The 21633-nt window shown below is 70.8% G+C and carries 20 protein-coding genes and 2 tRNA genes; 10 read left to right on the top strand and 12 right to left on the bottom strand.

Translation table 11 applies throughout. The annotated features are described in order from the left end of the window. Positions 1–5: 5 nt before the first annotated feature. Positions 6–80: transfer RNA gene (locus tag OHU35_RS16355), tRNA-Cys, on the bottom strand. Positions 81–101: 21 nt separating this feature from the next. Further along, positions 102–199, bottom strand: a tRNA-OTHER gene (locus tag OHU35_RS16350). Positions 200–391: 192 nt separating this feature from the next. Between OHU35_RS16350 and OHU35_RS16345 the strand changes: the two genes are divergently transcribed. The 5 genes from OHU35_RS16345 to OHU35_RS16325 all read left to right on the top strand — a co-directional run bounded on the left by OHU35_RS16345 (position 392) and on the right by OHU35_RS16325 (position 5955). Continuing rightward, the gene (locus OHU35_RS16345) at positions 392–1837 is read left to right on the top strand and encodes an MFS transporter (protein ID WP_405505738.1); all 1446 of its coding nucleotides are present in this window, start codon (positions 392–394) and stop codon (positions 1835–1837) included. Positions 1838–1873: 36 nt separating this feature from the next. Further along, positions 1874–2161, top strand: a complete 288-nt coding sequence (locus OHU35_RS16340; RefSeq protein WP_405509243.1) for a type II toxin-antitoxin system death-on-curing family toxin — start codon at positions 1874–1876, stop codon at positions 2159–2161. Positions 2162–2299: 138 nt separating this feature from the next. Next, complete coding sequence (locus OHU35_RS16335) at positions 2300–4099, top strand: DEAD/DEAH box helicase (protein WP_189723963.1); 1800 nt, start codon at positions 2300–2302, stop codon at positions 4097–4099. 334 nt (positions 4100–4433) lie between these two features. After that, positions 4434–5075 (top strand): IclR family transcriptional regulator, encoded by a 642-nt coding sequence (locus tag OHU35_RS16330; protein WP_189723962.1) that lies wholly within the window; start codon positions 4434–4436, stop codon positions 5073–5075. A gap of 88 nt (positions 5076–5163) precedes the next feature. Next, positions 5164–5955, top strand: a complete 792-nt coding sequence (locus OHU35_RS16325) for a S16 family serine protease (protein WP_189723961.1) — start codon at positions 5164–5166, stop codon at positions 5953–5955. Here the strand turns inward: OHU35_RS16325 and OHU35_RS16320 are convergent. The 7 genes from OHU35_RS16320 to OHU35_RS16290 form a co-directional block, all read right to left on the bottom strand. Next, entirely contained in the window at positions 5952–6122 is a 171-nt protein-coding gene (locus OHU35_RS16320) for a hypothetical protein (protein ID WP_405505735.1), read from the bottom strand. The genes OHU35_RS16325 and OHU35_RS16320 overlap by 4 nt on opposite strands. A gap of 10 nt (positions 6123–6132) precedes the next feature. After that, the gene (locus OHU35_RS16315; RefSeq protein WP_405505733.1) at positions 6133–6717 is read right to left on the bottom strand and encodes an ArsR/SmtB family transcription factor; all 585 of its coding nucleotides are present in this window, start codon (positions 6715–6717) and stop codon (positions 6133–6135) included. Positions 6718–6764: 47 nt separating this feature from the next. After that, a complete protein-coding gene (locus tag OHU35_RS16310) occupies positions 6765–7649 on the bottom strand; it encodes a glycine betaine ABC transporter substrate-binding protein (RefSeq protein WP_405509242.1) in 885 nt (294 codons plus the stop codon). A 74-nt stretch (positions 7650–7723) separates the two neighbouring features. Next, on the bottom strand, positions 7724–8545 hold the full coding sequence (locus OHU35_RS16305; RefSeq protein ID WP_189723957.1) for an ABC transporter permease: 822 nt from the start codon (positions 8543–8545) through the stop codon (positions 7724–7726). Continuing rightward, a complete protein-coding gene (locus OHU35_RS16300) occupies positions 8542–9804 on the bottom strand; it encodes a betaine/proline/choline family ABC transporter ATP-binding protein (protein WP_405505731.1) in 1263 nt (420 codons plus the stop codon). The genes OHU35_RS16305 and OHU35_RS16300 overlap by 4 nt, the downstream gene beginning before the upstream one ends. Next, positions 9797–10444 carry an ABC transporter permease gene (locus OHU35_RS16295; protein ID WP_189723955.1) on the bottom strand — a complete coding sequence of 216 codons (648 nt, stop codon included), beginning with the start codon at positions 10442–10444 and terminating at the stop codon, positions 9797–9799. The genes OHU35_RS16300 and OHU35_RS16295 overlap by 8 nt, the downstream gene beginning before the upstream one ends. A gap of 18 nt (positions 10445–10462) precedes the next feature. Then, positions 10463–10933 carry an Lrp/AsnC family transcriptional regulator gene (locus tag OHU35_RS16290; RefSeq protein ID WP_003990570.1) on the bottom strand — a complete coding sequence of 157 codons (471 nt, stop codon included), beginning with the start codon at positions 10931–10933 and terminating at the stop codon, positions 10463–10465. 124 nt (positions 10934–11057) lie between these two features. Here OHU35_RS16290 and hppD point away from each other — a divergent pair, with 124 nt between their 5' ends. Then, a complete protein-coding gene (gene hppD, locus OHU35_RS16285; RefSeq protein WP_405505730.1) occupies positions 11058–12203 on the top strand; it encodes a 4-hydroxyphenylpyruvate dioxygenase in 1146 nt (381 codons plus the stop codon). A 308-nt stretch (positions 12204–12511) separates the two neighbouring features. On the opposite strand, the gene OHU35_RS16280 is transcribed toward hppD, so the two are convergent. Further along, positions 12512–13960: a tetratricopeptide repeat protein gene (locus tag OHU35_RS16280; protein WP_405505728.1), complete on the bottom strand. Its 1449-nt coding sequence runs from the start codon at positions 13958–13960 to the stop codon at positions 12512–12514. A gap of 92 nt (positions 13961–14052) precedes the next feature. Here OHU35_RS16280 and OHU35_RS16275 point away from each other — a divergent pair, with 92 nt between their 5' ends. Then, on the top strand, positions 14053–15468 hold the full coding sequence (locus tag OHU35_RS16275) for an FAD-binding oxidoreductase (protein ID WP_189723952.1): 1416 nt from the start codon (positions 14053–14055) through the stop codon (positions 15466–15468). Between the two features lie 10 nt (positions 15469–15478). Here OHU35_RS16275 and OHU35_RS16270 read toward each other — a convergent pair whose 3' ends face one another. Further along, entirely contained in the window at positions 15479–15889 is a 411-nt protein-coding gene (locus tag OHU35_RS16270) for an SsgA family sporulation/cell division regulator (RefSeq protein WP_189723951.1), read from the bottom strand. 221 nt (positions 15890–16110) lie between these two features. On the opposite strand from OHU35_RS16270, the gene OHU35_RS16265 reads away from it, so the two are divergent. Both OHU35_RS16265 and OHU35_RS16260 read left to right on the top strand, forming a co-directional pair. Next, entirely contained in the window at positions 16111–17694 is a 1584-nt protein-coding gene (locus OHU35_RS16265; RefSeq protein ID WP_233878497.1) for an RDD family protein, read from the top strand. Between the two features lie 59 nt (positions 17695–17753). Continuing rightward, positions 17754–18425, top strand: a complete 672-nt coding sequence (locus OHU35_RS16260; protein ID WP_189723949.1) for an RDD family protein — start codon at positions 17754–17756, stop codon at positions 18423–18425. A 37-nt stretch (positions 18426–18462) separates the two neighbouring features. Here OHU35_RS16260 and OHU35_RS16255 read toward each other — a convergent pair whose 3' ends face one another. After that, a complete protein-coding gene (locus OHU35_RS16255) occupies positions 18463–18747 on the bottom strand; it encodes a hypothetical protein (protein ID WP_372498743.1) in 285 nt (94 codons plus the stop codon). A 404-nt stretch (positions 18748–19151) separates the two neighbouring features. On the opposite strand from OHU35_RS16255, the gene OHU35_RS16250 reads away from it, so the two are divergent. Beyond that, on the top strand, positions 19152–21512 hold the full coding sequence (locus tag OHU35_RS16250) for an immune inhibitor A domain-containing protein (RefSeq protein ID WP_405505725.1): 2361 nt from the start codon (positions 19152–19154) through the stop codon (positions 21510–21512). Positions 21513–21633: the final 121 nt, after the last annotated feature.

Below are 21633 nucleotides of genomic sequence, written 5' to 3'. Positions count from 1 at the left end.
TGCTGTGGAGGCCGTGGCGGGATTCGAACCCACGTAACTCGCTTTGCAGGCGAGCCCCTGAACCACTCGGGCACACGGCCGTGATCAAGTCCGAACTTCGGCCGCCGTGGCGGGATTCGAACCCGTGTAACTCCCCGCGAGCGGAGCTCGCTGATGGATGCAGCGCAGGCGAGCCCCTGAACCACTCGGGCACACGGCCGTGTTCCAACTCGATGTACTGACAGTAGGTCGGTGGGGAAGCGGTGCTCAAGGGCATCGGGTGTGCCGCAATGGGACTGCCATACGGCGTTTACAGAGCGGGGGTCCGGCCAGGGGCGTACGACCAAGGTCGGGGTGGTTCACCGTCTCGCGACAGGGGTCAACGGGCCGCTTGGAACTTACGCTGGCGGTCATGACCGTCCCCAAGCCGAGTGACCCAGAGGTCGTAGACGCCACCGCCGCCCCCTCGGTCTCCGAGGCGGCGGAGACCGTGCTGGGGCGGGCCTATCGGGCGTTGAGCGTCGGGATCGTGTCCGTCGTGCTGCTCATCGCCTTCGAGGCGACGGCCGTGGGGACGGCGATGCCGGTCGCGGCGCGGGAGCTGGACGGGGTGTCGCTGTACGCGTTCGCGTTCTCCGGGTACTTCACCACGAGTCTGTTCGGGATGGTGCTCGCCGGGCAGTGGTCCGACCGGCGTGGGCCTCTCGGGCCGTTGGCCGTGGGCATCTCCTCCTTCGGGGCCGGGCTGCTGTTGTCGGGGACGGCCGGGGTGATGTGGCTGTTCATCCTGGGGCGGGCCGTGCAGGGGCTCGGCGGCGGGCTGGTGATCGTCGCGCTGTACGTCGTCGTCGGGCGGGCCTATCCGGAGCGGCTGCGGCCGGCGATCATGGCGGCGTTCGCGGCGAGCTGGGTCGTACCGTCGATCGTCGGTCCGCTCGCCGCCGGCACGGTGACGGAACAACTGGGCTGGCGATGGGTGTTCGTCGGGATTCCGGTGCTCGTCGTCTTCCCGCTGGCGCTCGCGCTGCCGCAGATACGGCGCCGGGCTGCCGGTCCGGTCGGGGAGGCGGTGCCCAAGTCCTTCGACCGTCGGCGTATTCGTCTCGCCCTGGCCATCTCCCTCGGCGCGGGGCTGCTCCAGTACGCCGCCCAGGATCTGCGCCCCCTCTCCCTCCTGCCCGGCGCCGTGGGCGTGGCCCTGCTGGTGCCTGCCGTGCTCGGGCTGTTGCCGAAGGGGACGTACCGGGCCGCCCGCGGGCTGCCGTCGGTCGTGTTGCTGCGCGGTGTCGCCGCGGGGTCCTTCATCGCCGCCGAGTCGTTCGTGCCGCTGATGCTGGTGACCCAGCGTGGGCTCAGTCCGACACTGGCCGGGTTCTCGCTCGCCGCGGGCGGCGGGACGTGGGCGCTGGGCTCGTGGGTGCAGTCGCGGTCGCGGTTCGAGGCGTACCGGGAGCGGTTGACGACCGTCGGGATGCTCCTGGTGACGGCGGCCATCGCCACGGCGCCGAGTGTGCTGATCGACTCCGTGCCCGTCTGGACCCTGGCCGTCGCCTGGGCCTTCGGCTGCCTCGGCATGGGGCTCGTCATCTCCTCCACGAGCGTGCTCCTGCTCCAGCTCTCCGCCCCGGCGGAAGCCGGCTCCAACTCCGCCGCCCTGCAGATCTCCGACGGTCTCTCCAACGTCGTCCTGCTCTCCGCCGGCGGCGCCGCGTTCGCCGCCCTCGGCGGCGGCACGGTGAGCCACACGACCGCACACGCCTCCGGCTCACATCCGGCCGCCTTCGCCGCGGTGTTCCTGCCGATGGCGGGAGTGGCGCTGGTGGGGGCCTGGGTGACGACGCGGCTGCGGGAGCGGTGAGGACCGGTTCGGGAGTGGTGAGCCCGGGGAAACGGACTGTTCGTCTCCGCTGTGCACCGGCCGCGCGCCCGGATGTTCGGCACGGCCGCCTACGAGGACCTGTACGAGCAGGCGGCCGCGCTGCTGCACGCCATCGCGACGAACCACCCGCTCGTCGACGGGAACAAGCGCACGGCCTGGCCGGCCGCCGCGACCCTCCTCGGCGTGAACGGCGTCGATCTCGCGGGCTGCGACCAGGACATCGCGTACGACCTGGTCATCGATGTGGCCTCCGGGGACGAGAGCGACATCTCCGTGATCGCGGGTCGGTTGAGGGGGCTGTGACGTGGATCCCACCCGTGGGTGGTCCGGGCTTGTCCGCGCATTGACGGGGTCGGGCCGCCGGTAGGGTGGCCCGGTTGTCATACGTAGCCGAGCCGTTTGGCTCGCTCGCACGAGCCGCCCGACCCCCTTACGGAGACCGTGACTACCACCGCCGGCACCAGTTCTGCCTCGCACCACCTGTCCCCGGCGTTCCCCGGCCGCGCCCCCTGGGGTACCGCCAGCAAGCTGCGCGCCTGGCAGGAGGGCGCGATGGAGAAGTACATCCAGGAGCAGCCGCGGGACTTCCTGGCGGTCGCCACCCCCGGCGCCGGCAAGACGACCTTCGCGCTGACGCTGGCCTCCTGGATGCTGCACCACCACGTCGTCCAGCAGGTCACCGTCGTCGCGCCCACCGAGCACCTGAAGAAGCAGTGGGCGGAGGCGGCCGCGCGGATCGGCATCAAGCTGGATCCCGAGTACAGCGCGGGGCCGCTCGGCAAGGACTACCACGGGATCGCCGTGACGTACGCCGGTGTCGGTGTGCGGCCCATGCTGCACCGGAACCGGGTCGAGCAGCGCAAGACCCTCGTCATCCTCGACGAGATCCACCACGCCGGTGACAGCAAGTCCTGGGGCGAGGCGTGCCTGGAGGCCTTCGAGCCCGCCACCCGCCGCCTCGCCCTGACCGGTACGCCCTTCCGGTCCGACACCAACCCCATCCCCTTCGTGACGTACGAGGAGGGCAACGACGGGATCCGGCGGTCCGCCGCCGACTACACCTACGGCTACGGCAACGCCCTCGCCGACAACGTCGTGCGGCCCGTCATCTTCCTCTCCTACAGCGGCAACATGCGCTGGCGCACCAAGGCCGGTGACGAGATCGCGGCGCGGCTGGGCGAGCCGATGACCAAGGACGCCATCAGCCAGGCCTGGCGTACCGCCCTCGATCCGCGGGGCGAGTGGATGCCCTCCGTGCTGCGCGCCGCCGACCAGCGGCTGACCGAGGTGCGGAAGGCCATTCCGGACGCGGGTGCGCTCGTCATCGCCGCGGACCAGGACTCCGCCCGCGCCTACGCCAAGCTGATCCGTGAGATCACCGGCAGCAAGGCCACGGTCGTGCTCTCCGACGACACCGGTGCCTCGAAGAACATCGACGACTTCAGTGCGAGCAACGACCGGTGGATGGTCGCCGTCCGCATGGTGTCCGAGGGCGTCGACGTACCCCGGCTCGCGGTGGGCGTGTATGCCACGACCATCTCGACGCCCCTCTTCTTCGCGCAGGCCGTCGGGCGTTTCGTGCGGTCCCGGCGACGCGGCGAGACGGCCTCCGTGTTCCTGCCGACCGTGCCCGACCTGCTCTCCTTCGCCAACGAGATGGAGCGCGAGCGCGACCACGTCCTCGACAAGCCCAAGAAGCAGGGCGAGGAGGACCCCTACGCCGAGTCCGAGAAGGAGATGGACGAGGCGAACAGGGAGCAGGACGAGGACACCGGCGAGCAGGAGCAGTTCTCCTTCGAGGCACTGGAGTCCGAGGCCGTCTTCGACCGGGTCATGTACAACGGCGCCGAGTTCGGCATGCAGGCCCACCCGGGCAGCGAGGAGGAGCAGGACTACCTCGGGATCCCGGGTCTCCTCGAGCCCGACCAGGTCCAGTTGCTGCTCCAGAAGCGGCAGGCCCGGCAGATCGCGCACAGCCGCAAGAAGCCGGACGAGGAGGCCGACCTGCTCGAAATGCCCGCCGAGCGGCGGCCGGTGGTCTCCCACAAGGAGATGATGGAGCTGCGGCGGCAGCTCAACGGGCTGGTCGGCGCGTACGTCCACCAGAGCGGCAAGCCGCACGGGGTGATCCACACCGAGCTGCGGCGGGTGTGCGGGGGGCCTCCGGCGGCGGAGGCGACGGCGGGGCAGCTGCGGCAGCGGATCGCCAAGGTGCAGGAGTGGGCGACCCGGATGAAGTGACGCGCTTACCCTGCGTCTGCGGATCGTATGTGGTTGCTCGCGCAGTTCCCCGCGCCCCTCTTGGGCGCTCATACCGCCGCAAATTCGAGCACTACTCCCCGCTCACTGCCCGGATTCTGGACGGAGCCTTCCGCTCAGCGAACCGCCTTCGCTACTGTCCGGCTACGCACACGCCCCGTGGCAGCGCCGCCGCGGAGCGCAGCCGTGAAGCGACGCGGTCCGGACTGGCCGGGCCGCCGGCCGATCGGCGGCCTCTGAAGCGCGTTTCCGACGGGACTCGGTGACGCACCAGCCGCCAGAGGGCCGCCGACCTCACCACTAAGGAGTGGGCGTCGTGACCGCGGAGACCTCCCAGACGCTCGACCGGGGACTGCGTGTCCTCAAGCTGCTCGCCGACACGGATCACGGGCTGACCGTGACCGAGCTCTCCGTCCGGCTGGGCGTGAACCGGACCGTGGTGTACCGGTTGCTTGCCACGCTGGAACAGCACGCTCTCATACGCCGTGACCTGGGCGGACGTGCCCGCGTCGGGCTCGGTGTGCTGGGTCTGGGTCGGCAGGTCCATCCCCTGGTCCGGGAGGCCGCGATGCCGGCGCTGCGGTCGCTGGCCGAGGACATCGGCGCCACGGCGCACCTGACCCTGGTCGACGGGGCGGACGCGCTCGCCGTGGCCGTGGTGGAGCCGACCTGGACCGACTACCACGTCGCCTACCGCGCCGGGTTCCGGCATCCCCTGGACCGGGGCGCCGCCGGCAAGGCGATCCTCGCGGCCCGGCAGCACCCGATGACGGACCCGGGCTACACCCTCACGCACGGGGAGCTGGAGGCGGGCGCGTGCGGGGCGGCCGCGCCGCTGCTGGGCGTGACGGGCGTCGAGGGCAGCGTGGGTGTGGTGATGCTGGCGGACGTGGTGCCGGAGCGGGTGGGGGAGCGGGTCGTCGAGGCGGCGCGGGAGGTCGCGGAGGCGCTGCGCTGACCTCTGCCGTGCCCACCGTCGTGTACCTGGGCAGGGTCCGGACGACCTGATCCGGGCCGGATCCCACCCCCGAGTTAGATTTGATCCCGTGTTCTCTCGCCTCACGCGCCCCCGGGCCATCGCCGTCTGTGCCCTGCCTGTCGCCGCCCTGCTCGCCACGGCGGTGTTCGCGCCGCTGCCGTTCTCGGTGGCGCAGCCGGGGATGACGGCGAACGTGCTCGGGGAGAACAAGGGCGCCGAGGTGATCACTATCTCGGGCGCACCGGCCCGGGACACCCGCGGGCAACTGCGCATGACGACCATCGAGGCGACCTCCCCGGACACCCGTGTCTCGCTCCCCGACGTCATCGACAGCTGGTTCCGCACCGACCAGGCGGTCATGCCGCGCGACGCCGTCTATCCGAACGGGGACAGCGTCAAGGAGATCGAGCGGCACAACGAGGAGCAGATGAAGGAGTCCCAGGACGCGGCGACGCAGGCCGCGCTGGGCTACCTCGGCTTGAACGCCAAGGACGTCAAGGTGAGCCTGAAGCTCGCCGATGTGGGCGGGCCCAGCGCCGGGCTGCTGTTCTCCCTGGGGATCATCGACAAGCTCGACGGCGACGGCAGCGGCGGGGATCTCACGGGGGGCCGTGTCATCGCGGGTACGGGCACGATCGCCGAGGACGGCACGATCGGTGCGGTGGGGGGTGTCGCCCTCAAGACGCAGGCCGCGCGGCGTGACGGCGCGAGCGTGTTCCTGGTCCCGAAGGCGGAGTGCGGGGATGCGCGGGCCGAGCTGCCGAAGGGCCTTCGGCTGGTTCCGGTGACCACGCTGAAGAGCACGGTGAGCTCCCTGGTGGCCCTGGAGACGGGGAAGGGCTCCGTCCCCAGCTGCTAGTGGGCGGGGACCGGCCCGGGCCGGGTGGCGAGCTTCAGCCCGACTTCTATGAGGGTCCAGCCCAGCCGCGCACGGAGGTCATGCCGGGGTGCCGGACGGGGTTCGGTCTCGGCACGGAGTTCGGTGGCGCGGGCGCGGTGCAGGGCGAGGTGGATGTCCGGGTGCATGGCGAACCTTTCAGTCGGTTCGGATCGGAAACGCGTGGGTCTGGATGCGGACCTGCTCGACGCCGGAGTCCTCGGCGGCAGCGCGGTCGCGGTAGGTCTCGACCAGCTCGTGCATCTTCTCGACCAGTTCCAGCGTCAGTTCGGGCGTGAGGCTCAGCGTCGCGCTGCTCATGTCCCAGGAGCGGGTCCACTCCTCCGGCCAGGACTCGCGGTTGCCCAGCCAGGTCGACAGGGCCCGGGTCTGCGTGGTGGCGACCTCGTGCAGATACAGGTCCGCCGCTCCGCGGACGACCGGGTCCGAGTCGGTGAGCAGGGAGTCGTCGAAGCGAATGCCGTGGTGGGTCGCCTTCCACCAGCGTTCGCGGCCCTTGCCGTGCTCGGGAGCGTCCTCGACGAAGCCGTACTCCGCCAGTTGACGCAGGTGGTAGCTGGTGGCACCGCTGGACTCGCCCAGCTTCTGGGCCAGTTGCGAGGCCGTCGCCGGGCCGCCGAAACGCAGGGCGTCCAGCAGCTGAATGCGCAGGGGGTGCGCCAGTCCCCGCAGGGATCGGGCGTCGAGTTGCCGTACCGGTGTGTTCTCGGGCTCGCTCACCATGCAAAGGTAGCGTTGCAAAGCCTCCTTTGCAACGCCTTCTTTGTAACTCACTCCTTGACGAACCCCTCCTCCACCATCCAGTCCAACGCCACCTGATGCGGATCCTCCCCGTCCACATCCACCTTCGCGTTCAGCTTCCGCGCCACCGCGTTGTCCAGCTTCGCCGTGACCGGGTCGAGCACGTCGGCGATGGCCGGCCACTCCTTCAACGTGTTCGTGTTGATCATCGGGGCGGCGTTGTAGTTGGGGAAGAACTTCCTGTCGTCGTCCATCACGGCGAGGTTCATCGAGTTGATGCGCCCGTCGGTCGTGTACACCTCCCCGTAGGTGCAACTCCCCTTCGCCGCCTGGGTGTAGATGATCCCGGTGTCCATCTGCGTGATGTCCCGGGCCGGTACGTTCATGCCGTACGCCTTCTGCATGCCCGGCAGCCCGTCCGCCCGGTTGGCGAACTCGACCTCGACACACAGCGACGCCGCACCGGGGTCGGACTTCGCCAGTTCCGCCACGTCCGACAGGGTCTTCGTGCCGTACTTCCTCGCGTTCTCCTGGTTCATCGCCAGCGCGTACGTGTTGTTGAGTTCCGCGGGCTGCAGCCAGGTCACCCCGTTGCGGGCGTCGTCCTTGCGCACCGCCTCCCACTGCTCGCGCGGGTCGGGGATGGGCTTGCTGTTGCCGAGGTACGTGATCCAGGCCGTGCCCGTGTACTCGTACCCGGCGTCCGCGTCGCCCTTCCGGACGGCCTCGCGGCTGCCGATGGAGCCCTGGATGCCGGTGCGGTCGATCACCTCCGCGCCGGCCGCCTCGAACGCGATGCCCATGATCGAGCCGAGGATCAGCTGCTCGGTGAACGACTTCGACGTCACCGTCAGATGCGCGCCCTTCAGCGGCTCACCCCGCCCGATCGAGCCCGGCTTCACGTCATCGGTCATGGGGGAGCCGCTGGTCAGCCCACAGCCGGAGGCCGCCGTCAGCAGCGCCACCGCCCCCACCCGCCCCCACCCCCTCACGTCTGCAACCCCCGCGGCCGCAGCAACAACTCCGCGATCGACGCCAGCCAGTCCACCAGCAGCGCCAGCGCGACCGTGAGGATCGAGCCCAGCACCAGCACCGGCATCCGCTGGTTGGTGATGCCGGTCGTGATCAGTACGCCGAGGCCGCCGCCCCCGCCGAAGACCGCCAGGGTCGCCGTACCGACGTTCAGGACCAGGGCCGTACGGACACCCGCGAGGATCAGCGGGACGGCCAGCGGCAGTTCGACCCGGCGCAGCACGCCCAGCGGGGACATGCCGATGCCGCGCGCCGCCTCCAGCAGGGTCGGGTCGTTCGCCTTCAGGCCGGTGATCGTGTTCGACAGCACGGGCAGGATGGCGTAGATGATCATGCCGATCAGGGCGGCCCTGCGGCCGATGCCCAGCCAGATGACGAGAAGCGCCAGCAGGCCGATCGCCGGGGTCGCCTGGCCCATGTTGGCGAACGCCATCGCCACCGGGGTGGCCCTGCTGAACGCCCCGCGGGTCAGCAGGATGCCCAGCGGGATCGCGATGATCAGTACGAAGAAGGTGGAGATCACGGTCAGCTGGATGTGCTGCCACAGGGCCTTGGAGACCTGGCCGCCCGACAGGGCGTTCCGGGAGAGCGCGTCCAGGTCGGCCTGCGCGAACCAGAGCCAGGTCGCGAGCAGCACGGCCACCAGGGCGAGGGGCAGGACGGTCAGCTTCTGCCAGCTGATGCGTGCGGGCCGGGGAGCCGGGGGCGTCCGGGGTGTCTCGGCCTTCTCCTCGGCCGTCGGCTCGGACGGAACCTCCGTCACCTCGGGCGCGGTCACGCCTGCCGCTCCCCGCCGAGGCCGACCACGCCCGCGACGCCGCCGCCCTCCTGCTCCGCGTGCGTCTGCGAGGCCCGCAGCGACTCCAGCTCGTGCTGGTGCTCCATCGCGTCGAGCCGGTCGGCCTCCAGCATCTCGTGCACGGAGTTGATGAGGGTCTCCATGTCGACGACGCCCGTGTACTCGCCGCGCCGCCCGGTCACCGCCACCCGCCCCGCGTTGTCGGTGAGCACCGCCTCCAGCGCGTCCCGCAGCGTCGCGTCCCGGGTGACCGTGTCGTGCACCAGCGTCCCGGCCCGGGCCAGCGAGCCCCGGGCCCGCATCAGGTCGCCGCGCCTCAGCCACTTGTAGGGACGGCCGCGCCTGTCGAGCAGCAGGACCTCGTTGGTGCCGCCGGCCCGCAGCCGGTTGAAGATCTGCTGCAACGGGTCGTCGATCGTGACGGTCGGATAGTCGGTGACCTCCACGTCCCGTACACGGGTCAGGTTCAGCCGCTTCAGCGCGGCCCCGGCGCCCACGAACCCGGACACGAAGTCGTCCGCCGGGTTGGTGAGGATGGCCTCCGGGGTGTCGAACTGCGCGATGTGGGACCGCTCGCGCAGGACGGCGATCCGGTCGCCGATCTTGATCGCCTCGTCGAAGTCGTGTGTGACGAAGACGATCGTCTTGTGCAGCTCGTGCTGCAGCCGGATCAGCTCGTCCTGGAGATGGTCGCGGGTGATCGGGTCCACCGCCCCGAACGGCTCGTCCATCAGCAGCACCGGGGGATCGGCGGCGAGGGCCCGCGCCACGCCCACGCGCTGCTGCTGACCGCCCGAGAGCTGGCGCGGGTAGCGGCCGTGGAACTCGCCGGGGTCGAGGCCCACCAGGTCGAGGAGTTCCTCGGTCCGCTCCTTGATCCGGGTCTTCGACCAGCCGATCATCTTCGGCACGAGGGCGATGTTCTGCGCGACCGTCATGTGCGGGAAGAGACCGGCCGACTGGATCGCGTAGCCGACCTGGCGGCGCAGCTTGACCGGGTCCATGTCGGTCACGTCCTCACCGTTGATGCGGATCCGGCCGCCGGTCGGCTCGATCAACCTGTTGATCATCTTGAGTGTGGTCGACTTACCGCAGCCCGAGGGGCCGACGAAGATGACGACCTCGCCCGCCTTGATCTCCAAGCTCACGTTGTCCACGGCCGGCTGCGCGCTGCCGGGGAACCGCTTGGTCAGGCTCTCCAGCTCGATGGAGGCCCCGTGGTCGCCGGACTCAGGCACGGATCCCCCTGGGAATGGTCAGCCGCCCGATCAGGACGTACGCGGCGTCGAAGAGCAGCGCCAGGACGATGATGCCGAGCGTGCCCGCGAGGACCTGGTTGAGCGCGTTCGCGCTGCCCAGCGAGGCGAGGCCGCGGAAGATGACGTTGCCGAGGCCGGGGCCGGAGGCGTACGCCGCGATGGCCGCGATGCCCATCAGCATCTGGGTCGAGACCCGGATCCCGGTCAGGATCGGCGGCCAGGCCAGCGGCAGCTCGATCCGCAGCAGCCGGGCCGACCGGGACATCCCGATGCCCGTGGCCGCGTCCACCAGTGACGGGTCGACCCCGCGCAGGCCGACGATCCCGTTGCGGACGACCGGCAGCAGCCCGTACAGCGTCAGGGCGATCACCGTGGGCGGCACGCCGAGACCCACGATCGGGATGAGCAGACCGATCAGGGCCAGTGCCGGGACGGTCAGGATGGTGGCGGTGGTCGTGGTCGCGAGGTTCCCGGACCACTCGCTGCCGTAGGTGACGACGGCGATCAGCACCCCGATCACGGTCGCCACGACCATGCACTGGAAGACGACGCTCGCGTGCTGGTAGGCGTCCGTGAGCAGCTGCTCTTTCTGGTTGCCCAGATACTCCAGGAAGTTCACACGCGCTCACCCCACGACTCAGGTCTCCTCCGCTGCCTGCTCCACCAGCGGGATGATCCGCAGCGGAACGGGGTTCTCCATGACGATCGCCGTGGAGGCCCGGACGATGCCATCAAAACCGACGACCCGGTCGATCACACGCTGGAGATCGGCGTTGGAGCGGGCCACGAGCCGGCACAGCATGTCCCCGCTGCCGGTGGTGGTGTGCAGCTCCAGCACCTCCGGCACAGTCGCCAAGTGGGCCCGTACGTCGGCTCCTTGGCCCTGCCGGATCTGGAGCGTCGCGAACGCCGTGACCGGGTAGCCGAGCGCCGCCGGATCCACCTCGGGACCAAAGCCGCGGATGACTCCGTTCGACTGAAGCCGGTCCAGCCGGGCCTGCGCCGTGCCCCGGGCCACCCCCAGCCGCCGGGACATCTCCAGCACCCCGATCCGCGGCTCCCGGGCCAGCAGCAGGATGATCCGGCCGTCCAGATGATCGATCGCCACAGCAGCCTCCCGGGGTTGGTCATCCTGTACAGAAAGGCCGATGCGACGGCCGTAATGCTGAACAGATTGCCCAGCGGAAACGCAAACTATTGCGCACCTTGCCGAGCGGGGAGACCCTGCGGCTATGACGCAGACCACACACCACACTCCCGACACCGCCCGGCAGGCCGACCCCTTCCCGGTCAAGGGAATGGACGCGGTCGTCTTCGCCGTGGGCAACGCCAAGCAGGCGGCGCACTACTACTCCACCGCCTTCGGCATGAAGCTGGTCGCCTACTCCGGACCGGAGAACGGCAGCCGCGAGACCGCTGCGTACGTCCTGGAGAACGGCTCCGCCCGCTTCGTCCTCACCTCGGTCATCAAGCCCGCGAGCGACTGGGGCCACTTCCTCGCCCAGCACGTGGCCGAGCACGGCGACGGCGTCGTCGACCTCGCCATCGAGGTGCCGGACGCGCGCGCCGCCTACGCCTACGCCCTCGAGCACGGCGCCCGCTCGGTCACCGAGCCGCACGAGCAGAAGGACGAGCACGGCACCGTCGTCCTGGCCGCCATCGCCACCTACGGCGAGACCCGCCACACCCTCGTCGAGCGCTCCGGCTACGACGGCCCGTACCTGCCTGGCTTCGTCGCGGCCCAGCCGATGGTCGAGCCGCCCGCCCAGCGCACCTTCCAGGCGATCGACCACTGCGTCGGCAACGTCGAGCTCGGCCGGATGAACGAGTGGGTCGGCTTCTACAACAAGGTGATGGGCTTCACGAACATGAAGGAGTTCGTGGGCGACGACATCGCCACCGAGTACAGCGCGCTGATGTCGAAGGTCGTCGCCGACGGCACGCTCAAGGTCAAGTTCCCGATCAACGAGCCGGCCATCGCCAAGAAGAAGTCCCAGATCGACGAGTACCTGGAGTTCTACGGCGGCGCGGGCGTGCAGCACATCGCGCTCAACACGAACGACATCGTCCAGACGGTCCGCACCATGCGCGCGGCCGGCGTCGAGTTCCTGAACACGCCGGACTCCTACTACGACACGCTGGGGGAGTGGGTCGGCGAGACCCGCGTCCCGATCGACACCCTGCGCGAGCTGAAGATCCTCGCCGACCGCGACGAGGACGGCTACCTGCTGCAGATCTTCACCAAGCCGGTCCAGGACCGTCCGACCGTCTTCTTCGAGATCATCGAGCGCCACGGCTCGATGGGCTTCGGCAAGGGCAACTTCAAGGCCCTGTTCGAGGCGATCGAACGGGAGCAGGCCCGCCGCGGCAACCTCTAGCCCGATCGCCGGCCCGGGCCGCGCGGGTGTCACGGGGCACCCGCCCGGCTTGGGCTCGCGCCCGGTCTCGGGCGCTTGCCAGGCCCGGGGGCTTTGCTGCGGTCCCGGGGGCCTGCCCGGTCCGGGCTTCGCTTCGGTCTCGGGCGCTTGCCAGGCCCGGGGGCTTTGCCTCGGTCTCGGGCGCCTGCCCGGTCTGGGGGCTTCGCTTCGGTCCCGGGCGCCTGCCCGGTCCGGGCTTCGCCTCGGCCCCGGGCACTGGCACGATCCCAGGCGCCCGCACGGCCCCGGACTCCGCCTCACCCCCAGGCTCAGTCCCCGTCCATCACCGGTACCTCCGTGTCCGGCGGCTCCCCCAGTGCCTCCATCGCCGCCCGTGCCGCGGGCACCTGCAGTGGCGAGAAGTGCGGGTTGATCCGCAGCGCCTCCGCGAGGTGCCGCCGCGCCGGGCCGTACCGCTCCAGCTCCCGCTCGATCATGCCGCGGTGATACATGTACGCCGCGCTGCGCACCCCGCCCGAGTGCTTCTCCTCCGTCGCCCGCACCGCGAACGCCAGCGCCTCCTCCTGCTCCCCGGCCCGGTGCAGCGCCCACCCCAGCGCGTCGGCCACCGCCGTCCCCGGCTGCCGTCGCCACTCCGCACGCAACCGCCGTACCGCGGCCTTCGGATCGCCGTGGTCCGCCTCGAACTGCCCCAGCACCAGTTCCTCGTCGGCCCCGGCCGCGGTCGCCCCGCGCACCCCCTCCCGCAGCAGGTCGTACTGCACCCGGGCCGCCTCCGGCATCCCCAGCGCCTCGTACAACTCGCCCAGCTCCAGGGCGTACTGCGGACACGGCTGCTTGGCGAGCGCCACCCGGTAGGCGTTCAGCGCCTCCGTCGTCCGGCCCTGGGCCGCCAGCGCCCGGCCCTGCCCGGCCTGCGCGGCCCGCTGGTCCGGGTCGAGACGCACCGCCTCCTGGAAGTGCCGCAGCGCGTCCTCGAGGTCCCCGCGCTCCCAGGCGAGCTGCCCGGCCCGCTCCAGATAGGCCGCCCGCTCGGCCGGGGCCTGCGCGCCCGCCGCCGCGTCCGCCAGCGAGGCCGCCGCGTCCTCCCGCCGGCCACGGTCCCGGTAGACGGCGGCGGCCCGCGCCAGCACGGCGGGCCCGGAGCGCAGCTCCGTCAGCCGGTCCAGCGCCCGCTCGGCCGCCTGGTGCTCGCCCAGCCCGGTGTAGGCGTCGATGAGCAGCGGATACGTCGTCCAGCGCCGCGGCTGGAGCTTCAGCGCCGCCTCACCCCACTGGCGTGCGGCGGGGAAATCCCGGCGGGCGTTGGCCAGCGCGGCGAGACCGGCCAGGGCACGGGCGTTCCGCTTCGGCCGCACCCTCAGCGACGTACGCAGTGCCTTCTCGGCACGCGGGTAGTACGCCGGGTCCGCCAGCCGCCGCCCCTGCTCCACATAGGCGCTACCGAGCACCGCCCAGGACCGCGCGTCCCTCGGGTGCGTCCGCAGCCGCTTCTCCCGCGCGTCGATCAGCTCCGCCAGGCCGGGCAGCGCGGCCGGCACCCCGCCGGCGACCGCCGCCATGGCCTGCGCCCCCGGCGACGGCGGAGCAGGCGGGGCGGGCCGGTCCCACGGCAGCAGCACCAGCACCCCGCCGAGCACGGCACATCCCGCGACGGAGCCGATCAGCACGTGCCGACTCCGCGCACGCCGGCTGCGAAAGGGGTGTTTCGAACTCCTGCTCTCCTGTCGCTCCGGGCCCTCCTGATGGTTCTCCATGGCGCTCACTGTGCGTCAGTACGACGACCACACCCGGGCAGGCGAAGGGTGCCGCAGACGGGGTTCACACCGATGGCCCCGGGTGCGAACCTGTGATCATGAGCCGTATCGAAGCGCGCAGCCCCGAGGACACCGGAACGACGGGCAACCTGGTCGACCTCCTGCTCGGCGGCCTCCCCGCCGAGGCGGTTCTCACCGACTCCGACGTCACGGCCTCCTACGCCAACGACATGGCGAGCTTCTGCCCGGCCGGCACCCCGGCCGTGGTCGTGCTGCCCCGTACGACCGAGCAGGTCCAGCACGTGATGCGCACCGCCACCGCCCTGCGCGTCCCGGTCGTCCCGCAGGGCGCCCGCACCGGACTGTCCGGAGCCGCGAACGCCTCCGACGGCTGCATCGTGCTCTCCCTGACGAAGATGGACCGGATCCTGGAGATCAACCCGGTCGACCGCATCGCCGTCGTCGAGCCCGGCGTGATCAACGCCGCCCTGTCCCGGGCCGTCGGCGAACACGGCCTGTACTACCCGCCGGACCCCTCCAGCTGGGAGATGTGCACCATCGGCGGCAACATCGGCACGGCCTCGGGCGGCCTGTGCTGCGTGAAGTACGGCGTGACCGCCGAGTACGTCCTCGGCCTGGACGTCGTGCTGGCCGACGGGCGGCTCATGTCCACCGGCCGCCGCACCGCCAAGGGCGTCGCCGGGTACGACCTCACCCGGCTGTTCGTCGGCTCCGAGGGCTCGCTCGGCATCGTCGTACGGGCCGTCCTCGGGCTGCGCCCCAAGCCGCCCGAGCAACTGGTGCTGGCCGCCGAGTTCTCCTCCGCTGCCGCCGCCTGCGACGCCGTGTGCCGCGTCATGGAGGGCGGCCACGTCCCGTCACTCCTCGAACTCATGGACCGTACGACGGTCAAGGCCGTCAACGACCTGGCACAGATGGGCCTGCCCGAGAGCACGGAAGCGCTGCTCCTGGCCGCGTTCGACACCACGGCCCCGGCCGCCGACCTCGCCGCCGTCGGCGCGCTGTGCGAGGCCGCCGGCGCCACCCAGGTCGTACCGGCCGACGACGCGGCCGAGTCCGAACTGCTGCTCCAGGCGCGGCGGCTGTCCCTCACCGCGCTGGAGGCCGTCAAGGGCGTGACGATGATCGACGACGTGTGCGTGCCCCGCTCCCGGCTCGCCGAGATGCTCGAAGGGGTCGACCGGATCGCCGAGAAGTACCGGCTCACCATCGGGGTCGTCGCCCATGCGGGCGACGGCAACACCCACCCGACCGTGTGCTTCGACGCGGCGGACCCCGACGAGTCCCGCCGCGCCCGCGAGTCCTTCGACGAGATCATGGCCCTCGGCCTGGAACTCGGCGGCACCATCACCGGCGAGCACGGCGTCGGCGTCCTGAAGAAGGAGTGGCTGGCGCGCGAGATCGGCCCCGTCGGGCTGGAGATGCAGCGGGCCGTCAAGCAGGCCTTCGACCCGCTGGACATCCTCAACCCGGGCAAGCTGTTCTGACCCGCCCCTCTCACTGGGCGAGCAGCTGGTCCAGCTCGTCGTCGAGACCGAGCTGTTCACCTTCCGCCCCCGGCGGGACCACCCGCAGCGTGCGCTCCAGCCAGGCCGACACCTGGGCCGCCGGGGCCTCCAGCAGGGCGTCCCCGTCGGGTGAACTCAGCCCCATCAGCACGACGCCGCGCCCCTCGGACTTCGCCGGCCACACCCGCACGTCCCCCTGCCCGCACGGCCGGAACACGCCCTCCACGAGCAGCTCGCGGGCGAACGTCCAGTGCACCGGGTGCTGGGTGTCGATGTGGAAGGTGACGTGGACGGCGTACGGATCGTCGGTGAGATACCCGAGCCGGGCCGGCACCGGGATCCTGCGCTCCGGCGACAGGACGAGTCTCAGCTCCAGTTCCCGCTCCACAACGGTGTGCATGGCGGTGTTCCCTTCTCCTGACGGCTGCCCGTGAGGGCCGGTCAGGGAGGGAGAGCGGGCGGGGGCGGCCGCATTACGCGCCTTGCCGGAAGTTTTTTCGCCGCGTAGCACATCGGTGCTCGAATGGGGTGGGTCCGGTGGGAGCGGCCGTGGGGCTTGCCCTCGTCTGATAGATGTGGAGGCCCCCAGTTGACCCCCGAGCAGATACGGGACCGACGGACATGAGCGCCCCAACCCCGGCCCCCGGTGACGACAGGCCCCGCGAAGGGTATTACCCGGACCCGTCCATTCCCGGATATGTCCGGTACTGGAACGGTGCCTCCTGGGTACCGGGCACCAGCCGTCCGGCCCCCAAGGACGGCGAGACGCTCGCGCCGCCGCCCGGTGCGGGGTCCGGCTCCGCCGCCTCGGTCGAGGAGACCGGCCCGCACTTCTTCGACGAGGACCCGGCCGGGGACCCCGCCCAGGAGCCGTCCGCCGCCGACGCCCAGCACGGCAGCCGTCCCGAACCCGCGACCGCCTGGGGCGCCGACCGCTCCCGCCAGTCCGGCTTCGGCGGCGACCAGGACCGCCGTGTCTCGTGGGGCGCCCCGCAGGGGGCACAAGGGGCCGCCGCCGCGCAGGGGTCCGACCCGAGGGTGCCGCACGCCGACCGCGGGCCGGACGGCGAGGCCGCCGGCCAGGAGGCGGACGCCGCGTCCGCCGGCAGCACGTTCGTCTTCCGCCGTCCGACGGGGAAGTCCGGGGGAGGGGCGGCGGCATCAGCCGACGTTCCCGACGAGGGGACGATGACGTTCCGCGCGGTCTCGCCGCGCCAGGGCACGGGGAGCCCGGCGTCCGGTTCCGGTGCGCAGGGCGGCCCCGCGGCCTCCGACGGCAGCGCGGGGGCCGGGGGCTTCGGGCCGGCCGGCAGTGGCTCGGCGGGGCCCGCCTTCGGCGGTCAGGCCGGCTCCGGTGCCAACCCGGCCGGGCCCGCCTTCGGCGCGCAGCCCGGGGCAGCCGGTTCGGGGGCCAACGCGGGGTCGCCCGGCTTCGGTGCCGGCAAGGCGGCCGCCGCCCGGGCCGCCGCCGCGCAGGCGGGTGTCCAGCCCTCCGCGGCCGCCCCGACGGCGCTGTCCGGACCCCAGGCGGCCCCCACCGTCCCCCCGCAGTCCGGCGGACCCCAGCCGGGGGCCGCCCCTCTCAGCGCGGGCCCCGGCGGCGGTCAGTCGTCCTGGGCGCAGCAGGTGCACCGGCTCGCCGGAACCGGCGACGAGCAGCCCGTCGCGCCCTGGAAGCCGCCGACCGAGGACCTGTTCCAGGCGGCCGCCCGGCGCCAGGCGGCGGCCCGCCCCGCCGGGCTCGGCAAGCGCCTGGCCGCCCGGCTGCTGGACACGGTCGTCCTCCTGGGCGTCACCGCCGCGGCCGCCGTGCCGCTCGGCACCAAGGCGATCGACCACGTCAACGAGAAGATCGACGCGGCCAAGCTCTCCGGCGAGACCGTCACGGTCTGGTTGCTCGACGGCACCACGTCGGTCTACCTCGGCATCATCGTGGCCGTCCTGCTGCTCGTCGGTGTCGTCTCCGAGGTGCTGCCCACCGCCAAGTGGGGCCGCACCCTCGGCAAGAGGCTGATGGGTCTCGACGTCCGGGACATCGAGGGCCACGAGGCCCCGGACTTCGGTTCCGCCCTGCGCCGCTGGCTGGTCTACAGCGTGCCGGGGCTGCTCGTCGTCGGGATCGTCGGCGTCGCCTGGTGCCTCTTCGACAAGCCGTGGCGCCAGTGCTGGCACGACAAGGCCGCACACACGTTCGTGGCGGGCTGAGTACCTCGTACGGCCGTCTGCCGGATGCGGAGGCGGGGGGTTCGCGGTCGACTCGGGCCATGAGCAGTGAACCGCCCCCCGGCTCCGGGCAGCAGCCCCCGGAAGACGACCCGTTCAGGAAGCAGCCCCCGAACGAGCCGCCCGGTGGGGGCGCGGGCTCGCCCTACGGCAGCGAACCCCCGCCGTACGAGGGCGGCGGCGGGCCGTCCGGTGGTCCAGGCGGCGGCCCCTACGGCGGGGACCCGTACGGCGGCGGCTCCTACCCCACCGACCCCCTCGCCGGCATGCCCCCGCTCGCCGACAGCGGCAAGCGCACGCTCGCCCGCATCATCGACATGATCCTGGTGGGTGTCGTCGTCTGGCTGGTCACCTGGGGCTTCGACGTCAACGAGTACGACGTGGACAGCGACCGCATCGAGGTCGGCAAGTCCTTCTGGCAGTCGGGGGTCGCCGCCGTCCTCTACATCGCCTACGACACCATCCTGACCGCCAGGACCGGCCAGACCCTCGGCAAGAAGCTGCTGCACCTGCGCGTGGCCAACCTCGACAACGGCGCCACGCCCTCCGTGCAGAACTCGCTGATGCGTGCCGCGGTGCTGTGGATCCCGTTCGCCTTCTGCTGCGCCTGTGTCTGGACCGCGGTCTGCGGCGGCTGGAGCTTCTTCGACCGGCCCTACAAGCAGGGCCTGCACGACAAGGCGGCCAAGACGGTCGTGGTCAGCACCGGTTGAGGCGGTCGCGCCACTGCGGAGCGGGATCAGCCGGCGGTCAGGAGGCCGCCCGCTCGCGCACCGGCTCCGGGGCCGGTGCCGGCGCGGGGACCGAGGCCCGTAGGGGTGCCGCGGGGGCGGGCTGTTCCACCGGGGTCCGGCGTTTGCCGGGCAGCGGCACCGTCATGGCGACCAGCAGCCCGAGGGCGAGCGCCGCGAGGGCGATGATCGCGACCCCCACACCCGAACTCGTCTGTGACAGCAGCAGCATGGCGAGGGTCGAGAAGATCACGGTGCACGAACCGTAGGCGAGCTGAGCGGCAGTCGGACGGGGCATGGCCATCATGTCCTCGAAAGTGGGGGTCCACGGGGGTGTCGGCCTGGCTTTCCGCCGCTTACCCAGCGTTCCGCCAAGTGACATTCTCACGGGCAGGGTGCCCGAGCGGAACGGCCGGTAAGCGTGACCTAATCAACAGGTCCGGAGCACAGGGGGCGCACGGGGTCATGACGTCCAAGGAGTGGACATATGCGCGCGCCTGCTGCCAGGTGGGCATGCGGTTGGTTGTCCGCAAAACGAACGTGGACTCCGCATAGTGCACTTGACCTGTCCAAGTCAAGGTCTGTCTTTTCTGCTTAACCTCTAGTCAAATGTCGTCACTTGACTACACGCGTTGATCACGCGCGCGCGGACTCCGGCACATACGAGACCCCTTCCCCCGCGCGCTCGGACGCGGGGGAGGAACTCAAGTGACCAGTAGACCCTGGACGTTCAGAGCGGCCGCCATCGGTGTGGCGCTCGCGGCGGCCACCGCCACCGTCTCCACCTACGCGGTGGCGCAGGCCGACGACGCCTCCGCTCCCCGGTCCACCACCGTGGACCGGCACGACCCGGCGGAGCACAAGCACGACGATCACAACCTCGAAGGCCCGCTGAGCAAGACCCAGGAGGCTCAGCGCCAGGAGGCCCTGAACCAGGTCATATCCGGCAAGTCCACGGTCAAGAACCGTGAGGGCTCCAAGGTCGTCCAGCTCAAGAGCAAGAAGGGCGACAGCAAGTACGTCGAGCTCGGCCGCGAGAAGACCGACAAGATCTTCACGATCCTGGTCGAGTTCGGCGACGAGATCGACAGCAAGTACGGCGGCACCCCGGGCCCGCTGCACAACAAGATAGCCAAGCCGGACCGCAAGAAGGACAACTCCACGGCCTGGCGGGCGGACTACAACCAGAAGTACTTCGAGGACCTCTACTTCGGCACCGGCAAGAACACCGAGTCGGTCAAGAAGTACTACGAGAAGCAGTCCTCGGGCCGCTACTCGGTCGAGGGCGAGGTCTCGGACTGGGTCAAGGTCCCCTACAACGAGGCCCGTTACGGCAACAACGCCTGTGGTGACACCAACTGCCCGAGCGTGTGGAACGTCGTCAGCGACGGTCTGAACGCGTGGGTCGCCCAGCAGAAGGCCGCCGGCAAGACCGACGCCGAGATCAAGGCGGACGTCAAGAAGTACGACCAGTGGGACCGCTACGACTTCGACGGCGACGGCGACTTCAACGAGTCCGACGGCTACATCGACCACTTCCAGGTCGTGCACGCCGGTGAGGACGAGTCCGCGGGCGGCGGCGTACAGGGCACCGACGCGATCTGGGCCCACCGCTGGTACGCCTTCGGCACCGACGCCGGCGCCACGGGCCCCGCGGACAACAAGCTCGGCGGCGCGAAGATCGGCGACACCGGCATCTGGGTCGGCGACTACACCGTCCAGCCGGAGAACGGCGGACTCGGCGTCTACGCCCACGAGTACGGCCACGACCTCGGCCTGCCGGACCACTACGACACCACCGGCGCCGGCGACAATTCCACCGGCTTCTGGACCCTGATGTCCTCCGGCTCCTGGCTCGGCACCGGCAAGAACGAGATCGGTGACCTGCCCGGCGACATGACCGCCTGGGACAAGCTCCAGCTGGGCTGGCTCAAGTACGACACCGCGAAGGCCGCGACGAACTCGTGGCACAAGCTGGGTGTCGCCGAGTACAACACGAAGCACAAGCAGGGCCTCGTGGTGGAGCTGCCCAAGAAGAAGGTCACCACCGAGATCGTGGAGCCCGCGCAGGGCGCCACGCAGTGGTGGAGCGGCAGCGGCGACAACCTCAAGAACTCGCTGACCCGTTCGGTCGACCTCACCGGCAAGAAGTCGGCGTCGCTGACCCTCGACGGCTGGTACGACATCGAGGCCAACTACGACTACCTCTACGCCGAGGTGTCGACCGACGGCGGCGCCAACTGGACCGCGCTCGACGGCACGGTGGACGGTCAGCCGATCCCGCGTGACGGCAGCGACAAGCCGGCGCTGACCGGCACGGTCGACGCGTACAAGAAGCTGGCGTTCCCGCTGGACGCCTACGCGGGCAAGAAGATCGACCTGCGCTTCCGCTACCAGACCGACGGCGGCGTGGCCCAGAAGGGCTTCACGGCCGACCGCATCACCGTGACCGCCGACGGTGCCGCGGTCTTCTCCGACGACGCCGAGTCCGCGGACGCGGCCTGGAAGGCGAACGGCTTCGCCCGCATGGGCGCGTCCTTCACCAAGGACTACGCGCAGTACTACCTCGCGGAGAACCGCCAGTACGTGTCGTACGACAAGACCCTCAAGCTCGGCCCGTACAACTTCGGCTTCTCCAAGACCCGTCCGGACTGGGTGGAGCACTACGCGTACCAGAACGGCCTGTTGATCTGGAAGTGGGACACCTCCCAGCAGGACAACAACACCAGCGTCCACCCGGGCACGGGTCTGCTGCTGCCCATCGACGCGCACCCGAAGGCCATGAAGTGGTCCGACGGCACGCTGATGCGCAACCGGATCCAGGCCTACGACTCGCCGTTCAGCCTGTACGGCACGGACGGCATCACGCTGCACAACGCGGACGTCGCAACCAAGATCAAGTCCTCCAAGGGCGTCTCGGTCTTCAACGACCGCACGAACACCTACTACGACGAGACGAACAAGACCGGCGGCGTCAAGATCACTGACACCAACACGAAGATCAAGATCATCAAGGAGGCGAAGGACGGCTCGACGATCGAGCTCGAGGTCGCTCCCGCAGTGAAGTAAAACGCGTTTCCCCAGCTCAGGGCATGATCGGCGGTGACCCCCTGGCGGGTCACCGCCGATCCGTGTTTAGGTGCGTCCTATGGTTCTCTTATTGACACCGACCGACACGGGGGGATGACCG

The organism is Streptomyces purpurascens, from assembly GCF_045040895.1.
Lineage (GTDB): Bacteria > Actinomycetota > Actinomycetes > Streptomycetales > Streptomycetaceae > Streptomyces > Streptomyces purpurascens.
The sequence above is the reverse complement of the archived record's forward strand: the minus strand, read 5'-3'. Positions and strand labels throughout refer to the sequence as shown.